Raw genomic sequence first — 23844 nt, forward strand, 5'->3', positions numbered from 1 at the left:
CTTCTCTTATTTTTGAGCTTTCAAGTTTTTCTTAACAGCTTCTTCTAGACCTGTTAGGTAAGTTGCTCCCAATGCACGGTCGTATAAACCGTAACCTGGTTTACCAGTTTCGCCCCAAATCATACGGCCGTGGTCTGGACGGATTGCGCCTTCGAATCCAGCTTCAACACATGCTTTAACAACTTCATACATGTCGATTGAACCCATTTCAGAAAGGTGAGCAGATTCTTCGAATGAACGTCCGCCAACCAATTTAACGTTACGCGCGTGAACAAAGTTAACGCGTTTTTTAGCAAGCATATCTTTCAAGATAGCCACTGCATCGTTCTTAGGATCTGATGCGTAAGAACCAACACATAGTGTTACACCGTTGTATTCTGAATCATACAAGTTGATGAAACGGTTCAATGCTTCGCCGCCTGTGATGATACGAGGCAATCCGAAGATTGAGTATGGCGGATCATCAGGGTGAATAGCCATTTTCACGCCAGCTTCTTCAGCAACAGGCATGATTTCTTTGATGAAGTATTCTAGGTTTTCCCATAGTTTTTCTTCGTCAACTTCTTTGTACTCATCCATCAAAGCATTCATTTCTTCAGAAGAGTAGCTTTCGTCCCAACCTGGAAGTGAAAGTGTACGTGGGTCCATTTTGTTTACTTCTTCTTCGTCGAAGATCAAAGCGTTTGAACCATCTGGTAATTCATAAGCCAAGTTTGAACGCGTCCAGTCAAAGATAGGCATGAAGTTGTAACATACAACTGGAATACCAGCTTTACCAAGGTTACGCAAAGTTTCCTTGTAAGCAGCGATGTATTGGTCACGGTCTGGACGACCTAATTTGATTGATTCGTGAACTGGAACAGATTCGATAACAGAGATATGCATACCTTCTGCTTCAACGTCTGCTTTCAATTTTTCGATACGTTCCAATGGCCAAGCTTGTCCAACTGGAATATCGTAAACTGCAGTAACGATTCCTTTCATGCCAGGGATTTGGCGAATATTTTTCAAAGTAACTGGGTCTTCATGACCATACCATCTAAATGACATTTCCATAGATAAGCACTTCCTTATTTTGATTTTTTTATTTTTTAAATCCAAAGTATTCAACTGCATTGTTGTAGCTAACGTTCTTAATCAATTTTTCCAACAATGCATCATCGTTAGGAATTTCGCCACGCTCTACCAAATCTCCAATGTAGTCACAGAAGAGACGACGGAAGTATTCATGACGCGTATAAGAAACGAAACTACGGGAATCTGTTAACATACCTACGAAGTTCATCAATAGACCTGCTTCAGACAATGCCATAAATTGTTTCAACATACCGTATTTCGTATCATTGAACCACCAGCCGGAACCCAACTGGATACGGCTCTTGATTCCTTCATCGTTAGCTTGGAAGTTGGCAGCAGTTGTACCGGCCAAATCAAAGTAACCAGGATTCAATGGATAAATGATGGTCTTAGGCAGTTGATTTGTTCTATCCAATGCATTCAAGATTGCATTTAATGCTTCAGCAACGCTTGCTTGGTCATTGATTGAGTCCAAACCAGCGTCTGGTCCCAATTGATTGAATAAACGTTCGGAGTTGTTGCGGATTGCACCAAAGTGCAACTGCATTACGAAACCTTCAGCATGGTAGATTTTGCCAAGTTCAGTCAGCAAAGCTGATTGGAATTGGGCATATTCGTGTGCTGAAACTTCTTCGCCTTTAGCAGCTTTTTGGAAAATAGCTTCGATTTCTTCTGGTGTTGATTTGGCATAAACCAATTTAGCCAAACCGTGGTCAGAAATGTTTGAACCAGTTTCCTTGAAGAATTTGATACGATCTTCCAAACTCTCAACCAATTTAGCGAATGAATCGATGACGATGCCGTTAGCTTTTTCCATTTTCGGTAGGAAATCAACAAATTTTTGTTCGCCTACAGCAAATGCTTCGTCTGGACGGAAGCTAGGAGCCACTTTCACATCGAATGTTTCATCAGCCATAATGGCACGATGATATTCCAGAGTGTCATAAGGATTGTCTGTTGTACCGATATATTCAACGTTTGAATTTTTGATCAAAGTACGAGCAGTCAAGTTTTGTTCTTTCAACACTTTGTTACAGTGGTCATAAATTTCTTTCCAGTTGTCGCCATTCAAAATCTCATCGACATTGAAGTACGCCTTCAATTCCAAAGCTGTCCAGTGGAACAATGGATTGCCCAATGTATTCGGAACTGTTTCAGCCCAAGCTTGGAATTTTTCTTCTGGAGAAGCATCACCAGTAATCAATCTCTCATCGATTCCCATTGCACGCATACCACGCCATTTGTAGTGGTCGCCACCTAACCATAATTCTGTAACGTTCGCAAATTTATGATCTTCAGCAATTTGTTGTGGTGATAGATGACAGTGGTAGTCAAATATCGGCATATTTTTTGAAAAATCATGATACAAGTGTTTTGCTGTTTCGCTCTGTAACATAAAATCGTCATGAATAAAAGACATGTGCCAAATCCTCCCTTTTAATTAAGAAAATTATTTACCTTGGATTGATGCAAGTTTGTCAGCAAATTCTTTAGCATTTGCTTCAACTTGTGCGACGCCACCTTCAGCCATTCCTTTAGTCAAGGCACTTCCGACACCTACAGACCATGCACCATTTGCAATCCATTTATCCATGTTATCCAAAGATACGCCACCTGATGGCATAGCTTCTACCCAAGGAATAGGTCCATGCAAATCTTTAATGAAGCCAGGTCCTAATAATCCACCTGGGAACAATTTAACAACTTCACAGCCTGCTTCCAATGCATGAGAAACTTCCGTGATAGTTCCACAACCTGGAAGGTAAGGAATTGTATAGATGTTACACATTTTAGCGATTTTTTCATTGAAGTTCGGGCTAACAATAAACTTCGCACCATTTAGAATTGCAAGTCTTGCAGATACATCGTCAAGTACTGTACCAGCACCTACAACCATGTCTGTTCCTTCAAATTCATCTGCCAAACGACGCATAACTTGTTCTGCGTTTGGAGTGGAAAACGTTACTTCAACGTTTTTGATTCCACCTTTATAGACTGCTTTAGAAATTTCATATCCTTCTTCTTGGGATTTCCCACGAACAACTGCGAATAGAAAGTTTTGTTGCATTTGATTCAAGACATCTCTTTTGAAGCTCATTATTTTTCCTCCATTTCATCGTTTGCATTTCATAATGTGAAACGCAATATCGCATTCCGAACTTATTATAGTTTGTTACAAAAACTCTGTCAATTAACCGCTCTTTTCATTTTCCACTAGCCGCCCAACAGTTGCGTGATGCGTTTGGAGCATTCTAAAACCTTACTAATATAGAATTCCTGCCTCTGTTTCTCGGATATTGGCAATGAGATACTAAAGGCACCGGCAGCTGGTTCTTTGTAACTTGAAAAGGCAGCCCCAACACAAAAGACGCCATATTCGAACTCTTCATCATCCAAGGCATAGCCGCGTTCTCTAACTTCAGCTAGCTCAATCAATAAATGATCGAGTGTGGTAATAGTCCGATTCGTCTTTTCTTCCGGGATAAGCTGATGCCAATACGCTTCCACCTCTTGGTTCGACCGCGTGGCTAAAATCGCCTTCCCCACTGCAGTACAATACAATGGTGCTTTTTGACCAATCTTGGAACGCATTTTTGATTCTTGGTCATCACCATTTTTATCGATATAAAGTACCTCGTTGTTATCTTCGATAACAAGATGTACTGTTTGGCTAATGTCTTGCGACAATTGCCTGATATTACTTTTAGCTACGTTTACAAAGTCAATGTTTTGAACACGCTTGTTGCCAAGTTCAAACATCCGCAGCGAGATACGATAATGCTTCGTATCACCCAGTTGCTCGACAAAACCATTTTCGACCAATGACTGGACGAGACGGTGTGTTGTAGCTTTATGCAAATCCACTTGTTCACTCAAATCATTCAGGCTCAAGCTTGGATAATTGGATAGTGTTTCCAATATGCTTATCGCCCTATCGATAGATTGAACTTTTGAACCACTATTTTGTTCCATTTTAGATGACATGCGCTTACAACTCTCCTGTTTGGAAGTGTTCTCGTACCTTGATTTATACATTACAATTATAGCAATTAAATATACCGTTTGGCAAATGTACTATAATGACTTCAAGTTGTAAAAACGTGATATTTCCGGCAACGTAATCGCTTTCTTTGAAGAAGGCCTTTCCCGTTCCGTCCAAAAATAAGAACAGCCCTCTCAGTCAAATTGTAATGAAATTGGGAAAGTCTTTTCGCGAAAACAAAACCCGGACCAGAGTCCAGGTTTTTCCGCTACACATTTACTTAGTTATATTGATTGCTTGTTCTTGTGCTTTTAAGCAAAGTTCTTGTGCTTTAAAGATATGCTCTTGTGTCATCGCATTTTCAGTGCCATTGATAATATCCAAGATCATTTCACCAAAGAATGGGAAACCAACTTCACCGGTCACTTGGAAATGTTCCTCGCCCTCTTTGGTTACCAAGAACACGTGGTCACCGGTTGCCTCTGTCGCAACGTTGATGTACTTACGGATTTCAATCGTTCCTTCTGTACCCGTAATGAACGTCCGACCGTCTCCCCATGTACCCAATCCATCTGGCGTGAACCAGTCCACTTTGAAGATGAAGCTTGCGCCGTTTTCGCCTAAAACAGTTGCATCACCATAGTCTTCAAGTTCTGGCGTGTCCGGGTTATTGTAGTTCCCCACTTTACTGTGCAACACTTTTGCATCTTTGTTTCCAGTGTAATAAAGGAATTGTTCAATTTGGTGACTACCAATATCTGCTAAAATGCCACCATACTGTTCTTTCTTGAAGAACCATTCTGGACGTTTTTCTTTGTCCAATCGGTGCGGACCAAAGCCAGTCACTTGAATGACACGTCCGATTTTTCCCTCATCAATCAGTTGACCAGCCAATACTGCTCCTTCGACGTGCAGACGTTCACTGAAGTAAACCCAGTATTTGCGGCCTGTTTCTTTAACGACACGTTTTGTTTCTTCTAATTGTGCCGTTGTTGTAAAACCTGTTTTATCTGTGAAGTAGTCTTTTCCAGCCCGTAAAACACGGTTTCCTAATTCACTACGCAAGTTCGGAACTGCCGCCGCTGCCACTAATTGTACTTCAGGGTCTTCCAGGATTTGCTCCAAGGATTCTGCTGCTGGAATATCCGGGAATTGTTCTTGATAAGCTTTTACTTTTTCTGCATCTGGATCGTATACGTATTTAATGGTAGCACCAGCTTCCAATAAACCATTTGTCATCCCATTTATATGTCCATGATCCAATGCTGTTACCCCAACTACAAATTCTCCTGGTTTAACGACTTTATTTTCTTTTCCTTTAGGTGCGTAATTCATTCCGTCTTTAGATGCCAAAATATGACCCCTTCCAATTGTTTATTTTTTTAGTTAACGCCTATGCTCGTTTCGAGGTGGCTGGGTGTATCCTTTTTTAATTCATCCATATCAATGGTTCTGCCCACTTTTGTAGAGTGCTTCATGGCATCAATCATCAACATGGATGGTAATGCCTCTTCTACAGTAACATAATCTTCTGTATCTTGTTCTACTGCATCGTAGAAATGCTGAATCAAGATGGAATGGCTTGGTCCGTAATAGGATTTTGTGTCTGGTTTTTGCTCATCTTTAGCTAAAGAGACCAAGTTTCCTTCCATATCCATGCCAAATAGTTGATTATTTTTTATTACATACGTACATTTTTCAGTAACCACTTCAATCTCCACACTTGAGTTTGTTGCGTAAGCATTAGTGGACATATAAAACCCAGTCACATCGTTGTCAAACGTGAAATTAGCTACAGCGGTATCTTCAACTTCCACATCGTAGTCGGTGATATTGGACAGGCTAGCCTTGCATTTCAATAACTCGCCACCGAGCAGTTGCAACAGATCCAGGGTATGGATTGCTTGGTTAATGATGGTGCCACCACCAGCAGTGGCCCATTTGCCACGCCAAGGTTTCTCGCTGTAATACGTTCCTGCTCGATTCCATGCAACGATTCCCTTGACTGCCTTAACTTTTCCATGATCCTCTTCTTTTAATAAACGTACCAATGCCTGAAACGTCGCATTATAACGATTTTGGAAACAAATCCCGATTTTCCCTGGTACATTTTTTGCCAATTCAGCCGTTAACAGGCCTTCCTGGTAGTCCAGAGCCAGTGGTTTTTCCTGAAGGACATTTACGCCATACTCCGCACAAATTTTAGTTACCGGATAATGAAGGTAATGCGGCAAGCAAATATGGACGATATCCAACTCCTCTGATGCCAACATCATTTCTACATCCGTGTAAAAGGGAATATCCGGATAATTTTCTTTCATATTTTCATCAACATCACAAACTGCTACAAGTTGGCCGTTATGCGTTTCTTTAATAGCTTGTTCATGTACCGAAGAAACGGTTCCTAAACCGATAATAGCTGATCTTAGCATCAACTTCACATCTCTTTCTTTTTTTATCCATTGTTAGCACGAGAAACTTTTACGATACCGATTGGGTGTTTGGCCAAAATTCTTCTTGAAAAACCGACTGAAGTGGGCATCGCTCTCAAAACCATTTTCAAAAGCGATTGCCTTGATGGACTTCGAATGCTCAGTCAACAAAGCATCCGTGGAAGCAGTTAAGCGATAGCGCATCAAGTAATTCATGATTGAGTAGCCTGTAATTTCCTTAAAGACATGGGAAATATAAGATTTACTCAAATCCAGACCCTTTGCGATGTCCTCAATGCTTATGGCATCACGGTAATAGCGGAAAATAAAAGTCAGGACGTCTTCAGCAATCTTGCTTTTTTCTTCCTTGTATACCTTATCTTTATCCACGACTTTTAAAGTACTCGTTTCTATCCTTAATAGAAGCTCTGCTAATACCAGTTTTCGCATGGCTTCGTTTTTATAAGTATGTTTCGAATCGTTCATCTGGTCAATCATAAAAAATGACTGTTCAATTTTTTCAACGTCATTTTTTTCAAAAATACGAATCAAGCCATTTCGATTTTCGGTGAACATATTTAGTAAATAATCAATCTTCAAATCTTTTAATAAGGGCATAATCCATTCAGAATCAAAATGAATAATACTTCTTTCATAGTTTTTGCTCTCATCGATTACATGCGCACGCTGGATGGTTCCCCCATCCATCAACAACAAGTCTCCTGGTTGAAGTTCATAAATCCGATTCCCTACTAAATACCGACATTTTCCGGAGTGGAAAAGAAACATTTCGTATTGTTTTTGGTCATGGAAATCCAGATGTGTCACTTTGCCTTTTTTTCGATAAGCCGCTTTTAATTTAATCGGAATGTTTCTTCCCCCTTCCAGAAGTTTGATTTAATTATAGCTGAAACGCTTTCTTTTTAACAATGACTGCAACTGCTTACAATTTTATTTTATTGACTAAGAATGCTTTCTTGTTTACTCCTTCACTTATGTTGGTTTCCTCACTGATGGTAAGGATGGTGAAAAGAACCCAGGTCAAGGAAGTTCTAACGCAAAAAGAACAGCCTCCAAACGGAAGCTGTTCTCTCATTAGGTTGTTTCAAAAGAGCCTTCTTTTTGCATGCGGTACATTTGAGCGTAAACGCCGTTTTTTTGCAGTAACTCCCGATGTCCGCCGCGTTCCACAATTTCACCGCTATCCAAAACCAGGATTTGATCGGCATGCTGGATAGTTGACAGACGATGCGCAATGATAAAGGTCGTACGCCCCTCTTTCAAAACATCCATGGCATGCTGGATAATCTGTTCGGTTTCGGTATCAATGGAGGAAGTCGCTTCATCCAGAATCAAGATTTTTGGATCAAAAGCAAGTGCACGGGCAAAGGAAATCAACTGACGTTGTCCAGAGCTCAATGTTGCCCCTTTTTCAACAACAGGCTCTTGCATGCCTTTTTGGAAATGCGCTAACATAGGGCCTCCGCCAACTTCTTCAAGGGCTCGCCGCGCGGTTTCAGTACTGATGTTTGGATCACCTAACGTTATATTCGACTCCAAGGTACCTGTAAACAGGAATGGATCCTGAAGGACGATTCCCATCGACTTGCGGACACTTTGCCGTGAATAAGCCATTGTGTGATGGCCATCAACCTTGATTTGACCTTCTTGAGGATCATAGAAACGGAACAAAAGGTTCATAATGGAACTCTTTCCAGACCCCGTATGACCGACCAAGGCCACCGTTTCGCCTGGATTCGCTGTAAAGTGGATATCTTTCAAAACTTTTTTATCTTCATTATAACCAAAACTGACATGGTCAAAAACAACCTCGCCTTCCGCTATCGGAAGCTGCGCATCATTTTCCACTTCGCCAGCGGTATCAACAAGTTCGAATACCCGCTCTCCGGCTGCAATTGCTTGCTGGACGAATGCCATTTGCTGGATAATCCCCTGAATCGGATCAAACAAGCGCGTGATATAATCCCCGAATACATACAATGTCCCGATGGAGATCCCCAAAACCCCATCCAAATAACGCGTTGAGAAATAGACCATCATCAATAATAAGGAGATATGACGTAACAACCCGCCTAGTGTGAATTGCGCTGCCGAATCAAGAATGACGTACTTGCGCTCTGTTTCAAACCATTCCTTATTTATTTCCTGAAATTCCTCCGCAATTTGATCTTCTTGCTGAAATGCCTGAATAATAGACATCCCTTGCACAGATTCGTTAATTTTCCCGTTGATGTCACTGTTTAATTCCCGTTCCTTGCGGCTAAGCGCACCAGCATATTTACTGTAGAATTTATGCCATGTAAACATCAAAGGGATCAATACCAGAAGCGCAATTCCCAACCCTTGGTGCAAACGTGCAATTGCAAAGTACGTTCCCACGACATAAGCAACGTTCAATAACACATTGCTGATCGTCGCCACGTAAAACTGTTGGCGTAGCACTTCTGTATCATTAGTAATTCGTGACACGACTTTTCCGGCTGGCAAATTGTCAAAGTAGCGAATCGGCAAGGTTTGCAAGTGACGATACGCTTCATCACGGATGCGTTTCACAATGCCATTCGCAGCTTTCGTCAAAATCAAAAAACTAATATACCGCAACAACGCCGTCAACAGCATCAAGCCTGCATAAATTACCAATAAACGCAGTAAGACGTCGGTTAAAAAAGTACCTTCCGCTGCTGCCGGGGTGATGACATCATCGATGACACGCTGGGCGATCAACGGTGCTGACAAGTCGGAAACAACAGCCACAATCAAGAGTGTGAAGCCGATCAAGAACTTCAGTTTATCGAATTTCATATAAGACAACAGACGTTTGACGGTTTTCATTCTTCGTCACCTTCTTTCAATTCTTGACGAAGAAATTGGGTATAATACCAGCCACCTTGTTCTATCAAGGATTCATGTGTGCCTCTTTCAGTGATGACACCATCCTCCAGAACAATGATTTCATCGGCTTGTTTAACCGCAGAAAGGCGGTGCGTTGAAATGATGGTCGTCTTCCCTTTTCTAACGTTTTGAATATTTGCTATAATTTTTTGTTCCGTTTTCGCATCAACAGCGGACAGTGAATCATCTAGAATCAAGATTTCCGGATCCTTGATCAATGCGCGGGCAATCGAGACCCGTTGTTTTTGACCTCCGGAGATGGATACGCCTTTTTCCCCGATCATCGTGTCGAGTCCTTTTTCCATCTTCAGTAAATCATCCTCGAAAGCGGCAATACGGATGCTCTCCATAACCTCTTCATCTGTTGCTGCCCCTTTTCCAAAGGCAATGTTGTCCCGGACGCTACGCGAGAAAAGAATATGGTCTTGCGGAACGTAGCCAATGAGTTTTTGGAAATAACGGCCTTGGTAGTCGAGGACGTCATTCTCCCCGTAACGGAATTCTCCCTCGCCAAGTGGATACTGACGCAAGAGTTGGCGCAAGAACGTTGTCTTCCCGGCACCTGTTTTACCGACGATTCCCAGCATTTTCCCTTTCGGGATAACGACATCAATCTTCTTCAAGTTTTTATCGGTACTGGATGGATATTGGAAATCCAGCCCATGCATGATAATATCATCGGCGGTTTCGATAATTTTAACGCCATTTTCTTCCATATTATCTTCCGTATTCATAACTTCCTCGACCCGGATCATTGAGGCGCTACCTTGGCGCAACACGTTGGTCAATTCACCAATGGAAATAATCGGCCAAACAATCATGCCCAGATACATTTGAAAGGCAACCATGTCACCGACTGTCAGCACGTTGTCACTGACGAGGTAGGCGCCATAACCGAAACCAATGATATTACTGAAGGTGATGAAAAATTTAACCATCGGCGAAAACAAGGCATTCGCTTCGGCAACCTTATTGTTTTTTGCCAGCATACTCTCGGTTTCTTTACGGAATGTCTCGACATAATCTTCTTCTTTCACGTATGCCCGGATGACGCGGATGCCATCGATGACTTCAAGCACGTCGTTATTTAAGGAAGAAAATGCATCTTGGGCGATGGTGTACCGTTTCTCCACGATATTGCCCACTTTTCCAAAAGCGTAAGCCAGGAATAAAAGTGGCATCAGGCTGAAAATCGCCAACCGCCAAGAAACGGTCGCGCCCATCATGGTTATGATGGTAACCAGGAACAAAGTCGCATTCATCAAGACCATCATCCCATACCCGGCTGTATCGGAAATGGCACGGATATCCTGGGTCGCCCGCGCCATCAAGTCCCCTACGCGGAATTTCTCGTAAAAGGAAGCGCGCATACGCAAGAAGTGCGCCATGATATTTTTGCGCATATCACGCTGTAATTTGGCTGATCCCGTGAAGAGAAAGTAGGACCAGGTGAATTCAAGCAAGTATGCGGCGACAAGGCTGAATAAGAAAGCCCCGCCGAATTTAGTCAGCAAGGATGCCGTAAGCTCCTCTTTGATGATGCTGTCGATGATTTGACCGATTAAATAAGGGATAAATACACTAAACAAATTACTGCCTATCATCGTAAAAAATGAAATAATATAGTCTTTCTTATTTTGCTTGAAAAAGTCTTTCAACTTAAACATGACACTAAACATTCTGGCTTTCCCTCTTTTCTGCCTTCCAACGATTTAGCTTATTAAAAATAAGCACAAAAAGAGCGTAATCCGTCCGAGAACAGATTACGCCCATTTTTATTTAAAATGATGCAATCAAATCGTTTTGTGGAAGGAGGTAGTTTCGTATTCAATTAGAACGCACATTGCAACAATGTTAATCATTGTCTTACCCTCCTTTTCATAGTCTAGTTCTATTTTAACCGTTTGCACATAAGAGGACAAGTAAAATATGAACACAGAGTTAAAAAAATAATCTTTCTTCATATCACATAACCTGTTATGATAGTTAGAAAATAATGAGAAATATGAGGTGGCACAATAAATGCATCAATGGTCGACACTATCCCAGAATTATCCTGCTTCCAGTATCCGAAAAATGGCGAAACGCGCGCGTGAAATAGGCAATCCGATTATGTTAACAATGGGCGAACCGAACTTCGAAACGCCAGAGTTTATTAAAAAAGCAGCAATCGAGGGAATTAATCAAAACCGTACGCACTACGGCCCGAATGTTGGAGAAACTAATTTTCAGGAAGCCGTGGCTGAAAAATATACAAACATGACTGGATTCACTTTTGAAGCAGAAAATGTGATGGCTTCATTTGGTGCGACAGAAGGCATTTTACTGGTCATGATGAGCGTCTTGAACGAGGGCGATGAGGTGTTGGTTTCCAACCCCCACTACCCGAATTACCTGGGACAAATCATGACAGTTGGTGCCAAAGCGGTTGATGTCCCCGTTTATGAAAAAAATAAATTTAAAATGCAGGCTGCCGATATCGAAGCAGTTATTACTGACAAAACGAAATTATTGATTATCAACTCACCAAATAATCCCCTGGGTTCTGTTTTGGAAAAAGAAGATCTGGAAGAAATTCTGGCAGTGGCGGATAAACACAAAATCACGATTTTATCGGATGAAGTTTATGAGAGCATTATTTATGATGGCAAGAAACATTTTAGCTTGTTCCAAATCCCAGGTGCGAGTGAAAATCATTTTGTCGTGAACAGTTTTTCAAAAACTTATGCGATGACGGGGTGGCGTGCGGGTTACGTGGTCGGCAATAAGCACGCCATTAATGTGATGGCTGAATTCCGTGAAGGGATTGGTTTTGCGGTTGCGCCATTCACCCAAGATGCGGCGGTTGAAGCCTTGAAATCTGATCAACAAACTGTGCGCGACTATCTAAAGGCTTATGATGAGCGTCGCCACATTGTGGTCGATGGTTTGAATGCCATCCCTGGTTTCCATTGCCTCAAAACAGAAGGTGCCTTTTATGCCTTTCCTAATATTCAGGCATTCGGTCGCTCTTCCGAAGCATTTGCGATGGAACTATTGGAAAACACGCATGTAGCTATCACACCAGGTTCAGCATTTGGCTCGATGGGCGAAGGATACTTACGGATTTCATTCGCGCAGTCGAATGAAGATTTGGAAGAAGCTATTTCCCGAATTGCAAAATATGTAGCGGAAGCTTATCCGGAAATCAAATAAATGGTTTGTGCGGCGTTTAGCTGATCAGCCGGTGTAGAACGCCGCATTTTTTGCAAAAGTGCGGCGTTCATTGATACTGTGTTGTGCTCATCGCCGCATTTAGCTCGTAAAGGCGGCGTTAAGGAAGTATTATATTTCTGAACGCCGCTTTTTTTACAGAAATGCGGCGTTCTTGCACTTTTTATTTTCTAAACGCCGCACCTACCGTCAATCACACTAAAACAGGGAGTTGGGAAATAACTCCCAGCCCTTTATCTATTTACGAATACTTTATCGCAAACGTGCTCAAAAAGGCAGCCCCGACGCCACTGGAACGAATAATACTCAGATGGTCTGTGACCATCCTAACTTATTCGTTCCAGTGGTTCGGGGCTAAACGTCTTTTTTCACACTCTCCTGTTTTTCATTTTGCTCTTTGTTGGTATTTTCCGTAAAATCGATAAGCATACTGCACGAATGTAATAGTCGCCAGGACTGCGACAATGACTTGAAGCCAATAGATGCCCGGGAACTGGAATACTGCCAGAATAATCGTTGCGAATACCAGTACGGTTGTGGTCTTGCCAAAAATATTGGCGGGCACGATGATGCGTGGTTTGAGGCTGACCATCCATAATCCCAATAAAATTTGAAAAACTTCTTTCACCAGGATGATCCAGAAGAACCATCTTTCTAAATATCCGTAATCATACAATGTATAGAGGACCGTTACTTGCATCATTTTGTCCGCAAAGGGGTCAGCAACAATCCCGAATTTGGATACGACATTGTATTTCCGTGCTAAATAACCATCCAATACATCAGTTAAACTAGCAGCGATAAAGATATACAAGGCGTACATCATGGCATTTTTGTGATCCATATAAAATACCAGCAAATAAAAAGGAATCATGAATAATCGCAATAAGGTCAATAAATTCGGTATGTGTTTCATAACGGTCCCCCCTTTTTATTTATAATACCACAAGAGCCTACTCATAATGTAGAACGTTTACATCAAAATTAAATCTTATTCAACATGAAGTATAGGATTTTATTTTTTTATCAGACTTATTAATCGTATAATGATAGTAGCACGAAATGATAGAAGCAAGGAGGAGTATACATGTTAGAGGTCAAACAGCTATACAAGTCATTTGGCAGTCTAAAAGCTGTGGACGATGTTTCATTTACCATCCATGATGGTGAAATCATGGGCATGATCGGACAGAACGGGGCTGGAAAAACAACGACGTTCCGATTAATCCTGGATTTCCTGACACCCGATAGTGGCGAAGTGTTGTGGAACGGGAAACCCTTGACCAAAGATGACTATAACGTTATCGGTTATTTACCGGAAGAACGAGGTCTATACCCACGCGTATCCATTGAGGAGCAATTAGTCTATTTTGCGCAATTACGGGGGATGTCAAAAAGCGATGCCAAAGGTAAAATTGATTTTTGGATGAATAAATTCCAGGTCAAAGGCAAAAAAACCGACAAAGTCAAAACGTTGTCTAAAGGAAACCAGCAAAAAGTCCAACTCATTTCTACCTTATTACATGAACCTAAACTGGTTATCTTGGACGAGCCGTTCAGTGGACTCGATCCGGTTAATGCCAGTTTGTTACAAGAAGGCATCAAGGAATTACGCAGCCAGGGCTCTTGTGTTATTTTTTCCAGCCATAATATGAATAACGTTGAAGATATCTGTGATCATTTAGTGATGTTGCGCGATGGCGCGGTCGTCTTGAACGGGGTCGTCTCTGAGATACGGGAACAGTTTGGCCGGACGAAACTTTTTTTAGAAACACATTTGAACGAAGCCCAACTCTTAGCCTTGCCGGGCGTCGAGAAAGTTACCGTCGATTCAGAAGGGTTCCAGGTACTCGACTTACAAAATGCCTCCTTCGGGCAGGCTATTTTTACTGAGGTTACGAAAGATGGCTATATCTCGACTTTCAGCCAACAACCACCAACACTGGATGAAATTTTCCGTTTGAAAGCAGGTGAAATACATGAGTAAATTTTGGGTGATTGTTTCCCAAGTCTATCGTAAAAATGTGAAATCACTTGGGTTTGTTACGATGATGCTTAGCCCCATTGTTCTTTTGGCAATTATCGCCGGCATTTTCAAGTACATAGAAAATATCGAAACAGCCATTCCAAATATCGCTGTGTTTTCGGATTCTCAAGCAGTCGTTGAAATCCTGCAACAAGAGGAAGAAAGTTTCACGGTAGAAGCAGGAGTGAAGTCCGTGGAAGATGCTGAAAAGCTGATGGAGCTGGACGGTTTGGATGGTTATTTAACAGTCTCGCAAGAAAATAAGACTTTTAATGCTTCTTACGTTCATTTGGCCGATAGCCAATCGTTTGACCTTAATTATCTTGGTGCCCTTTTGTCAAACTTGCAGATTAATTTACAAGCTGAAGAACTAGGTTTATCACCGCAAGAAATAAACGCTCTATCCACGCCACCTATCATTGAAACCAATACCATTTCTTTCGATGATGGACAAGCAACCTATGGCGATCAAACGGAACAAAATGTGAAAATAGGTGCTGCTTACGCAATCAGTATTGCCATTTTTACGTTTATTATGACTTACTCCAGCATCATTGCGGAGGAAATTGCTTCCGAAAAAGGTACGCGTATCATGGAAGTCATCTTGTCTAGCGTCAATTCAACCACGCACTTCTTTGGTAAATTAACGGCAATTTTCCTAATCTGCCTCACTCAAGTTGCCTTTTATGCGGTTATGATTGTGATTGCATTACAGTTCGACATTGTGACCGATTTGTTACCTGAAGGAATCAACATTTTTGAAACGCTCAGCGCCATCATCGGCGTCTCCATGTACTATTTCATTATGGGGATTTTCTTGTATGCTGTTATCGCCGCTTTCCTAGGTTCCTTGGTTTCGAAAATCGAAGACGTTTCCAAAGCCGTCACACCCATTGTTTTCATTGCCCTGATTGGCTTCTACGGTGGCATGTTCGCTTTTGTAAACACAACTCATCCCATTATCAAAATCGGTTCACACATTCCGCCCTTTACACCGTTTATCATGCCATTCAGAATTGCGGCCGACACGGTTTCGATTTCCGAAATTTGGATATCCGTCGTAGCCATGCTGGCGTTCACTATTTTGATAACTTTCATATCATTGATGCTGTACCGGTCGAATGTATTAATCTACTCTGATGCAGGTATGTTCAAAACGATTCAAACCTCAATACGAAACATCCGCAATGACCGCGCAGCAGCAAAAAAATAAACGAACAGAAGAGGGCGGGACAACTGTCCAACCCTCTTCTGTTCGTTTCAAATATGCTATAATTATTAACCCACTTCCTGCACACCATGATTGAAAATATTATAATCAATGGCATCCTCTGTTTTCGCTACTAGTAAGGCAGTAGTCGTATCCGCAGTAACGTTCAGGATTGTCCGTAACATTCCTACAAACCATTCCACCCCAGCGAAAAGTGCAATACTCTCAATTGGCAAGTTCATTTGTGGCACAACGATTGCCAATGACACCAATCCCGCTCCGGGAACAACCGCATTGGCTAAAGAAGCCAGGGCTGCCAAAAATGCGATGTAAATATAATTCGTTAAACTATACTCAACCCCATAAATTTGTGAAATGGTTACAACAGTGATAGCCATGTGCATCGCAGAACCGTTACTGTTCAACGTCATACCCAGCGGTAAAACAAGTTTCGAAACGCGCTCTTCGATACCCAATTTTTCACGTGCATCTTTCAGGGCCGTTGGTAATGTAACTGCTGATGATGTGGTTACTAATGCCATGATTGCGATTTGTGATAAGTTGATAACCAATCGGATAAAGTTGACGCGACAGAAAACGGCTGTCAATAATAACCAGATAATTAAGTATATTAGCGTTCCCAAGGCGTAAACACCCAAGTATTTCAATAAAGGCATGATGACTTGCAAGCCCATATTGGCAATGGTAGATGCGATAAGGGCAAAAATACCAATCGGTGCTATAATCATGACCATTCCAACCAAGCGTAAGATTATACTATTGAAGTGTTTGACAATATCAAGAATGTTATTATCTCCATCCTCCACTCTGACATAGCTCAGAGCCAATCCAAACAGAACCGAGAACACAATAACGTGAACGACGTTTCCTTCTGATAAGGCTTGCATGATATTTGTTGGGAAAAAGTTTAATATTGTTTCGCCAAGGGATAAAGCAGCCACCTCAACAACTTCAACACCTTCACCAGATATGGATGCACTGTCGATTCCGGCTCCGGGCTGGAAAAGGACTCCAAACATGACCCCCATTGCCCCGGCAAGAACGGACGACAAGAGAAAGACGGTAAAAGTCTTTATCCCCATTGTTCCCAGCGTTTTAGGATTCAGCTCCCCAACGGCCTCAATAATTTGGCCCATCACTAAAAGGACAATGGACATCTGAATTAAGCGCAAAAACAAAGTACCAATGATGCTCAGGAATCCAACCTGTTCCCCAAATAATGATCCAACCACAACACCCAAAATTGTCATGATAACAATCTGAGTTAATAAGTTCATTTTCCTCACTTATAAAACCTCCATTCTGTCTCTGATATATTCATTATACCTTCACTTTAAAGCGTTTACATTGCACGCAAGGGATAAATCCTCACTTTGAATTTAGCCATTATGGTATAAAAAAACTAGAGGAGGTCTAGCAGACCTCCTCTAGTCCATTCAAGACATCTTATTTAAATCGCCATTAACTCGTGTCTGTAACTCTTCGCGCATGGCTTGTAACTGTTCGTCAGAATCAGGATTTCTTCGCAAGGTAAACTTTTTGGGAACTGGATCAAAGCCACCTTTTGCCATGGGTTGGCACCTTAAGATTCGGGCCGTTCCCATCAAGGTTCCTTTGGCGGCACCATGTTTTTCAATTGCTTGAATCATATAAGTTGAGCAGGTCGGATAATAGCGGCAGCTTGGAGGAAATAAGGGGGATATATGTTTCTGGTACCCTCTTACACCTGTGATCAATACTTTTTTCATTGCAACCGTCCTTTCTGCTACTATTATACGCCATCATAAGAACAAACAAAAATACTCTGAATCAATCAAATTTATTTTTCAATCGATGTGCCTATTTTAGAACCTGTAACATTTAAGAACGGATACCGAAAACCGAGTGCATGCTTCGCAATTTTGACTGCATGGTCACTCATACGTTCGAGATTTGAAACGATATCCACGAACATGACACCATCACTTGGGCGTCCTACCCCTTGGTTCAAAAGTTCTAAATATTTACCACGCAAATGTGCCTCGAGTGAATTTATTTCTTTTTCTCGTTTAATGACACTACCAGCTAGTCGATAACTATTTGAGGTAAAGGACTCAACTGCCTCTGCAATATTTTTCTCTACCAAAGCAAACATTTCTACCAAATCTTCATCGTACAGGAAAGCATTTTTGTCATTATTAGGACGCGATTTTTTCGCTAATTGGTTACCTTCTTTGATATTATCTAAAATACTTTCTCCATGGTCCCCAATTCGCTCCAGATATTTGGTCACATCCACCATTATGGCATGCTCATTAGATTCCGCTGGGGATAATTCTTCCGCAACTATTAGCATCAAATACTCGGTCAATTTCATATCAATATCATTGACTACTTCTTCCAGTTGTAAGGCTTTTTCATAGGATTTCTCATCTCTATTTTTGAAATAATCAAAAACTGTACCATACTCTTCTAGGACAACATTTCCCATTTCTCCTATTTCAACCTTAGTCTGATTCAAAGCCATATTTGGTGAAGACTGTACCAATGAGTGGTCAAGACGTGAGGCATCATAACCAATAATTATCTCTTTACCCGGTACTATACGTTTCACGATTGCAGCAATTTGACTTATAAACCACATTTGAATCAAGACATTTGCGATATTAAATAGACCATGTGAGAATGCGATTTGCATTGCAGGATTTAAATCAAGTCTCATCGTCATCATTTCAATAACAGCGAGGAATGGATTAAAGAATAGCATCACGATAAGTGTCCCAATAACATTAAATATGACATGCGCCGCAGCAGTTCTTCGCGCTGAAAGGCTCGCTCCAATCGCAGCCAAAATCGCGGTAATCGTCGTTCCGATATTTGAACCAAATAAGATTGGCAAAGCTGCGGATAGGGACATTGATCCATGAGAGTACATTTCTTGCAGAATCCCGATCAATGCACTTGAACTCTGAACGATCAAAGTAAAAGCTGTTCCAACGATTACACCCAGGGATGGATTGACAGATAATTTTATCATTAATTCCCTAAACTGATCAAGATCCTCTAAAGGTGCCAAACCAGTACCCATTAATTCAAGGCCTAAAAATAGTGCACCAAAACCAAAAATAACTTCCCCGATATTTTTAACCATATGTTTTTTGGAGAAGAATATCAAAAATGATCCAATTGCAATAATCGGTAACGCGTAGGCTCCAATATCCACTCCAATAATAAAGGCTGTAATTGTAGTCCCTATATTTGCGCCCATCACAACACCAATTGCTTGTTTTAAAGACATAAAGCCCGCACTTACTAAACCAACTGTCAGCACAGTCGTTGCCGAGCTACTTTGAATTAAAACCGTAACGACAATACCAGCTAAAATAGAACGAAAGGGTGTGGAAGTAAATGAATTTAAAATTGCACGTAAATTTTCACCCGCTGATTTCTGTAATCCGTCACCCATAAAGTTTAGCCCAAATAAAAAGATCCCCAAACCACCCAAGAATTGAAACAGTATTTCTTGAAGATTCACACTATTAACCTCCATTATCAATTGACTTCCCAAAGTCATAGTTTACACTCTTATCTATTCTAGTCCCTATTAAGAAAAAAAAAAAAGAGAATGTGATGATTTATAAGTCTTTTCTCATCACATTCTCTTTTTTTTATTTATTACGGAGTCTTTCAATAAATTTCCCTAGTCGTAAAAAAGCTTCTCGCAATTCTTCAATCGAATAAGCATAAGAAATACGGATGAAACCTTCACCGGGAGCACCAAACGCGCTACCAGGTACAACCGCAACTTTTTCTTCCAGAACCAGTTGTGTCGCAAATTCTTCCGAAGTCATCCCAAATTCAGAAATATTCGGGAAAATATAAAAGGCACCGTATGGCTCAAAGCAAGGTAAATCCAGTTCCTTCAACGCATTCATCAAGTAACGGCGGCGTTGATTGTAACTTTCGCGCATTTCTCCCACTTCACGTTCACAATCACGCAAAGCCACAATACCAGCATATTGACTGGAAGTCGGCGCAGCCATAATCGCGAATTGATGGATTTTAGTCATTTCCTGTAAAATCACTTTGGGACCGGCTGCATACCCAAGCCGCCACCCTGTCATTGCAAAAGCCTTGGAAAAACCATTAATTACAATTGTGCGTTCGCGCATGCCTGGTAAGGATGCAATACTGACGTGTTCTTCTTGATAAGACAATTCACTATAGATTTCATCACTAATGACAAATAAATCATGCTCAATGATAACTTTCGCGATTGCTTCCAAGTCTGCCTTTTCCATGATGGCGCCTGTCGGATTATTGGGATAAGACAAAATAACGACCTTTGTTTTCGGCGTAATCGCCGCCTCCAATTCCTCTGGCGTCAAACGGAACTGATTCGCTTCCTGTAAATCAATCGTCACCGGAACACCATCCGCCAAAGCCACACAAGGGACATAGGAAACATAACTTGGTTCTGGAACAATAACTTCGTCTCCCGGATCCAACATCGCCCGCAAAGCTAGGTCAATGGCCTCACTACCCCCTACTGTCACCAATATTTCATCTTTAGCACCATAGGATAAATCATATTTACGGTATAGATAATTACTGATTTCTTCACGTAATTCCATCAAACCGGCATTTGCCGTATAAAAGGTAAAGCCTTTTTGCAACGTATACATCCCTTCTTCACGCACTAACCATGGCGTGTCAAAGTCCGGCTCCCCAACCCCCAAAGAAATTACCCCTGGGATTTCATTAGCTATTTCAAAAAAACGGCGGATACCCGAAGGTTTGATGTCCTGTACTTTTTTGTTCAAGGGGTTTCTCATGGGGAAACCACCATCCGTTTATCACGATCTTCCGAAACAAATAACGTCCCGTGATCTTTATAACGTTTTAAAATAAAGTGTGTTGCAGTCGATTGGACTTCATCAATCGTAGAAAGACGATTAGCGACAAATCCAGCGATTTCCTTCATTGGCGCTTTACGCATTTCTACTAGTAAATCATACGCACCTGACATCAAGTAAACCGCATCCACTTCCGGATACTGATACACGCGTTCCGCAATTTTATCAAAACCTGCTCCGCGTTGCGGATTCACTTTCAGTTCTATCACAGCTGAAACTTCATCATCGCCCGCTTTATCCCAATTCACTAAAGTATGGTACCCGCAAATTACTTTCTCTTCTTCCATTTCTTTTAACGTTGTCGCTACTTCAGTTGGATCCAAATCCAGCATCACAGCAATATCAACGTTTGTCAAACGACTATTTTTTTCAATCATTTTTAGAATTTTTTCTCTGATATCTCTTGTCATTTTTATAATCCCTTTCCCCTTTGGATAGAATTGAAAAATTGTCTTAATTTTAGCACCGCGCGACCTCATAAGCAATGGACAGCGCAATAAAATTTGTCTTAAAACAGAAATGACACATCCTATTCTGTTATATAACAAAACTCGGCATTAAAACGACTTTATTTTTGATATAGTGCCGACTTTTTTTAGAACTCGGCACTATAATCGCCAAATATATTTCTTCTTCCGAGTTTTGAAAAAAGTCGGCAATATAGCACTATCTTCTTCCGAGCACCACCATATCCGCGAAATAAAAAAATCAGAACAAGAATTAGTCCTGTTCTGAAGTCTTCATTGTATTTAGTTTTCTGAAATCGCGCGGTGTCACGCCTGTTGTCTGTTTGAAAAAACGACTAAAGTGAGAGGCATTTTCAAAGCCGCAGCGGGAACCCACTTCCTGATTAGTCAACTCGGGAAAAAGCTGGAGTTGATGCATGGCTTGCTTCAAACGGTAGTTCATGATGTATTCCATAATAGTACTGCCCGTCAGATTTTTGAACAGATGCACCAAGTAGGACTTACTCATGTTAAGCTCGTCGGCAACATCAGCCAAAGTCAGCTTCTCTTGGTAATGGTTTTCCACAAAACGGATTGTCTGTTGGACATATTCATACCGCTCATCCACCTCATCACTGAATGAGATGGCTTCTTTTGTTTTCAACTGTGACAAAGTCAATAGCAATTGCATCACGTGAAGCATCATTCTTTCCTCTGCATAAGTCTCTTTAGCACTTTGGAAAAGGACCGCGATACTTTTGATGTGTCCCATGATATCAGCCAATACCTCATTACTCTCGGTCCGAATCACCTGGAAATGTTCCTCTTCAAATGGAAGCAGTAACTTCTCCAGTTTCATTGCCTTCAAAGCGGGTAAAAGCCAGTGTTTTGAAAACTGAACAATGCTGCGATCATAAGCACGCGCATCACCTTCGATAAAAGGCCTGTGCATGACCGTCCCGTCCATTACAATAATGTCACCTGGTTCCAATTCAGCAATGCGGTTTCCCAGGAAATACTTAACATTACCACTATGCAGAACGAAGATTTCGTATTGTATGTGGGTGTGGAAAACAACCTTTCCAGTCAACCCCGTTTGATGGGTAATCCCGAAAATATCATATTCATTTGGACGAGTGGTCATGCCAGTCTAGCTCCTTTTATTCTGTTCTGCCTAACGCTACTTGAACTTCTTCAATTTTCTTCTTACTTAATGGGTATACAAAATGCATAGCCAACAAGATTAATACCATTCCTACCAAAGGCATTGTAACAGATAGGTTTTTAATTTCAACAACGCGCTCCGCTGTCCAAGTACCCGCATCACTCAAGTCGATACCAGGAATTGCAAAAGCGATAATTAGCGGAACCAAGGCTTGACCAACGCCTTGACCGATTTTTCTGATCATGGAAAAGATGGAATAAACGGTTGCTTCATTTCTTTCACCCGTTTGATATTCTTGGTAGTCAATAACGTCTGATACCATAGCCCAAGTGTAGATGGATAGACCAAAGGCAAAGATATTACCGAACATCAATACGCCCCACCATACATATGGATTTGATATCGGTGCAAAGCGCAAGAATACAAATGCTGCCATTGCAATAACCAAGGGATAACTACTGATTTCGCGTGTCCCAAAGCGTCGAACTAACTTACTCCCCACAGTAGCACCGATAACCATCGGAACCATTGTTGCAAAAATACTTAACGAGTTCAGACTACCATCACCAAAGTACAATTGGTAAGTCAAGCTTGTCAATTGGGATGAGCCATTAACGAAAATGATTTGAGCAAGCGCTGTCAAAACTAGACCAAGCATCGCGCGATTTTTCAATGTCTCTTTTAAAGTTTGGAAGAAACTATAATTTTCAATTTGTTCTGCAGTTTTTTCTTTCTGTTGCACACGTTCCTCTACATTATACAACATAATGAAGATGGAAATCAGCGCAAATACGCCAGTAATCATAGCGATTGGGAATAGGTATTCCCCTTGGAAAATACTTTGTGCTACCCCATCAACTGTTTTTGAACGGTAAATCAATTGTGGAATAAAAATTCCATAAACGATATTCGGAACGAATCCACCAATACTACGCGCCGTGGATAATGTGGTCCGTTCGGATTGTTTGGTAGTCATAACAGAGCTCAAGGAACCATAGGGAACGTTTACAAAAGAGTAGAACAAGTCCCAAAGAATGTAACCCCCACCACAGAAAAGAATCTTGGCAGTATAACTCATGCCTGCTGTATCAAAGAACATAACCCCGGCAACGAATGCCAAGAATGGTGTAAAACGTAAAATCCAGGGCTTGAATTTGCCAGGGAAGAGACCTGTTTCTTTTGGTTTGGCTCGGTCAATAATCGCCCCGATAATCGGATCATTAATCCCATCCAATATTTTCGAAATCAGAATAATAAGTGAATAGTGCTCTAGACGAATACCAACGTGTTGGGTGAAATAAAGAAACATGTACATAGTGACTAAGTCAAAACTAAAGTTACAACCTAAATCCCCGAAAAAGTAACCCACTACATCTCTTTTCCCAAACGGGCGTTTTTCCGCAACTGCAACATCTGTACCTTCATATGATGCCATAATCATTCTCCTTTTCTGTTTACGGCTT

At 41.3% G+C, this 23844-nt stretch carries 20 protein-coding genes; 3 read left to right on the top strand and 17 right to left on the bottom strand.

What is annotated here, in order from left to right:
* Positions 1–6: 6 nt before the first annotated feature.
* The 9 genes from uxuA to ACTU7M_RS00760 all read right to left on the bottom strand — a co-directional run bounded on the left by uxuA (position 7) and on the right by ACTU7M_RS00760 (position 11084).
* Positions 7–1056, bottom strand: coding sequence for a mannonate dehydratase (gene uxuA, locus ACTU7M_RS00720; RefSeq protein ID WP_443472450.1), 1050 nt, complete (start codon positions 1054–1056; stop codon positions 7–9).
* A 28-nt stretch (positions 1057–1084) separates the two neighbouring features.
* A complete protein-coding gene (gene uxaC, locus ACTU7M_RS00725) occupies positions 1085–2497 on the bottom strand; it encodes a glucuronate isomerase (protein WP_443472451.1) in 1413 nt (470 codons plus the stop codon).
* Between the two features lie 30 nt (positions 2498–2527).
* Complete coding sequence (locus ACTU7M_RS00730) at positions 2528–3175, bottom strand: bifunctional 2-keto-4-hydroxyglutarate aldolase/2-keto-3-deoxy-6-phosphogluconate aldolase (protein ID WP_443472452.1); 648 nt, start codon at positions 3173–3175, stop codon at positions 2528–2530.
* Positions 3176–3291: 116 nt separating this feature from the next.
* Positions 3292–4062 (bottom strand): IclR family transcriptional regulator, encoded by a 771-nt coding sequence (locus ACTU7M_RS00735; RefSeq protein WP_443472453.1) that lies wholly within the window; start codon positions 4060–4062, stop codon positions 3292–3294.
* Between the two features lie 274 nt (positions 4063–4336).
* Positions 4337–5413: a Gfo/Idh/MocA family protein gene (locus ACTU7M_RS00740; protein ID WP_443472454.1), complete on the bottom strand. Its 1077-nt coding sequence runs from the start codon at positions 5411–5413 to the stop codon at positions 4337–4339.
* Positions 5414–5442: 29 nt separating this feature from the next.
* Positions 5443–6492 (bottom strand): Gfo/Idh/MocA family protein, encoded by a 1050-nt coding sequence (locus ACTU7M_RS00745; RefSeq protein WP_443472811.1) that lies wholly within the window; start codon positions 6490–6492, stop codon positions 5443–5445.
* Between the two features lie 33 nt (positions 6493–6525).
* Positions 6526–7320, bottom strand: coding sequence for an AraC family transcriptional regulator (locus tag ACTU7M_RS00750; protein ID WP_443472455.1), 795 nt, complete (start codon positions 7318–7320; stop codon positions 6526–6528).
* Positions 7321–7587: 267 nt separating this feature from the next.
* A complete protein-coding gene (locus tag ACTU7M_RS00755) occupies positions 7588–9345 on the bottom strand; it encodes an ABC transporter ATP-binding protein (RefSeq protein ID WP_443472456.1) in 1758 nt (585 codons plus the stop codon).
* Positions 9342–11084 (bottom strand): ABC transporter ATP-binding protein, encoded by a 1743-nt coding sequence (locus tag ACTU7M_RS00760; protein WP_443472457.1) that lies wholly within the window; start codon positions 11082–11084, stop codon positions 9342–9344. The genes ACTU7M_RS00755 and ACTU7M_RS00760 overlap by 4 nt, the downstream gene beginning before the upstream one ends.
* A gap of 343 nt (positions 11085–11427) precedes the next feature.
* On the opposite strand from ACTU7M_RS00760, the gene ACTU7M_RS00765 reads away from it, so the two are divergent.
* Positions 11428–12600: a pyridoxal phosphate-dependent aminotransferase gene (locus tag ACTU7M_RS00765; protein WP_443472458.1), complete on the top strand. Its 1173-nt coding sequence runs from the start codon at positions 11428–11430 to the stop codon at positions 12598–12600.
* Positions 12601–13003: 403 nt separating this feature from the next.
* On the opposite strand, the gene pgsA is transcribed toward ACTU7M_RS00765, so the two are convergent.
* Positions 13004–13534: a CDP-diacylglycerol--glycerol-3-phosphate 3-phosphatidyltransferase gene (gene pgsA / locus ACTU7M_RS00770; protein WP_443472459.1), complete on the bottom strand. Its 531-nt coding sequence runs from the start codon at positions 13532–13534 to the stop codon at positions 13004–13006.
* Positions 13535–13705: 171 nt separating this feature from the next.
* On the opposite strand from pgsA, the gene ACTU7M_RS00775 reads away from it, so the two are divergent.
* Positions 13706–14605, top strand: a complete 900-nt coding sequence (locus tag ACTU7M_RS00775) for an ABC transporter ATP-binding protein (protein ID WP_443472460.1) — start codon at positions 13706–13708, stop codon at positions 14603–14605.
* Positions 14598–15857 carry an ABC transporter permease gene (locus ACTU7M_RS00780; protein WP_443472461.1) on the top strand — a complete coding sequence of 420 codons (1260 nt, stop codon included), beginning with the start codon at positions 14598–14600 and terminating at the stop codon, positions 15855–15857. Before ACTU7M_RS00775 ends, ACTU7M_RS00780 begins: the two co-directional genes overlap by 8 nt.
* Before the next feature lie 65 nt (positions 15858–15922).
* Here ACTU7M_RS00780 and ACTU7M_RS00785 read toward each other — a convergent pair whose 3' ends face one another.
* From ACTU7M_RS00785 to ACTU7M_RS00815, 7 genes are all read right to left on the bottom strand, one after another.
* Positions 15923–17161 carry a dicarboxylate/amino acid:cation symporter gene (locus ACTU7M_RS00785; RefSeq protein ID WP_443472462.1) on the bottom strand — a complete coding sequence of 413 codons (1239 nt, stop codon included), beginning with the start codon at positions 17159–17161 and terminating at the stop codon, positions 15923–15925.
* A 150-nt stretch (positions 17162–17311) separates the two neighbouring features.
* Positions 17312–17623, bottom strand: coding sequence for a membrane protein insertion efficiency factor YidD (yidD, locus tag ACTU7M_RS00790; protein ID WP_443472463.1), 312 nt, complete (start codon positions 17621–17623; stop codon positions 17312–17314).
* A 71-nt stretch (positions 17624–17694) separates the two neighbouring features.
* On the bottom strand, positions 17695–19389 hold the full coding sequence (locus ACTU7M_RS00795) for a Na/Pi cotransporter family protein (protein WP_443472464.1): 1695 nt from the start codon (positions 19387–19389) through the stop codon (positions 17695–17697).
* Between the two features lie 133 nt (positions 19390–19522).
* Positions 19523–20689, bottom strand: a complete 1167-nt coding sequence (locus ACTU7M_RS00800; RefSeq protein ID WP_443472465.1) for an aminotransferase class I/II-fold pyridoxal phosphate-dependent enzyme — start codon at positions 20687–20689, stop codon at positions 19523–19525.
* Entirely contained in the window at positions 20686–21180 is a 495-nt protein-coding gene (locus ACTU7M_RS00805; RefSeq protein WP_443472466.1) for an Lrp/AsnC family transcriptional regulator, read from the bottom strand. The genes ACTU7M_RS00800 and ACTU7M_RS00805 overlap by 4 nt, the downstream gene beginning before the upstream one ends.
* A gap of 310 nt (positions 21181–21490) precedes the next feature.
* The gene (locus tag ACTU7M_RS00810; RefSeq protein ID WP_443472467.1) at positions 21491–22360 is read right to left on the bottom strand and encodes an AraC family transcriptional regulator; all 870 of its coding nucleotides are present in this window, start codon (positions 22358–22360) and stop codon (positions 21491–21493) included.
* Between the two features lie 16 nt (positions 22361–22376).
* Positions 22377–23816 (bottom strand): MFS transporter, encoded by a 1440-nt coding sequence (locus tag ACTU7M_RS00815; protein ID WP_443472468.1) that lies wholly within the window; start codon positions 23814–23816, stop codon positions 22377–22379.
* Positions 23817–23844: the final 28 nt, after the last annotated feature.

Source organism: Jeotgalibaca sp. A122, assembly GCF_052266715.1.
Lineage (GTDB): Bacteria > Bacillota > Bacilli > Lactobacillales > Aerococcaceae > Jeotgalibaca.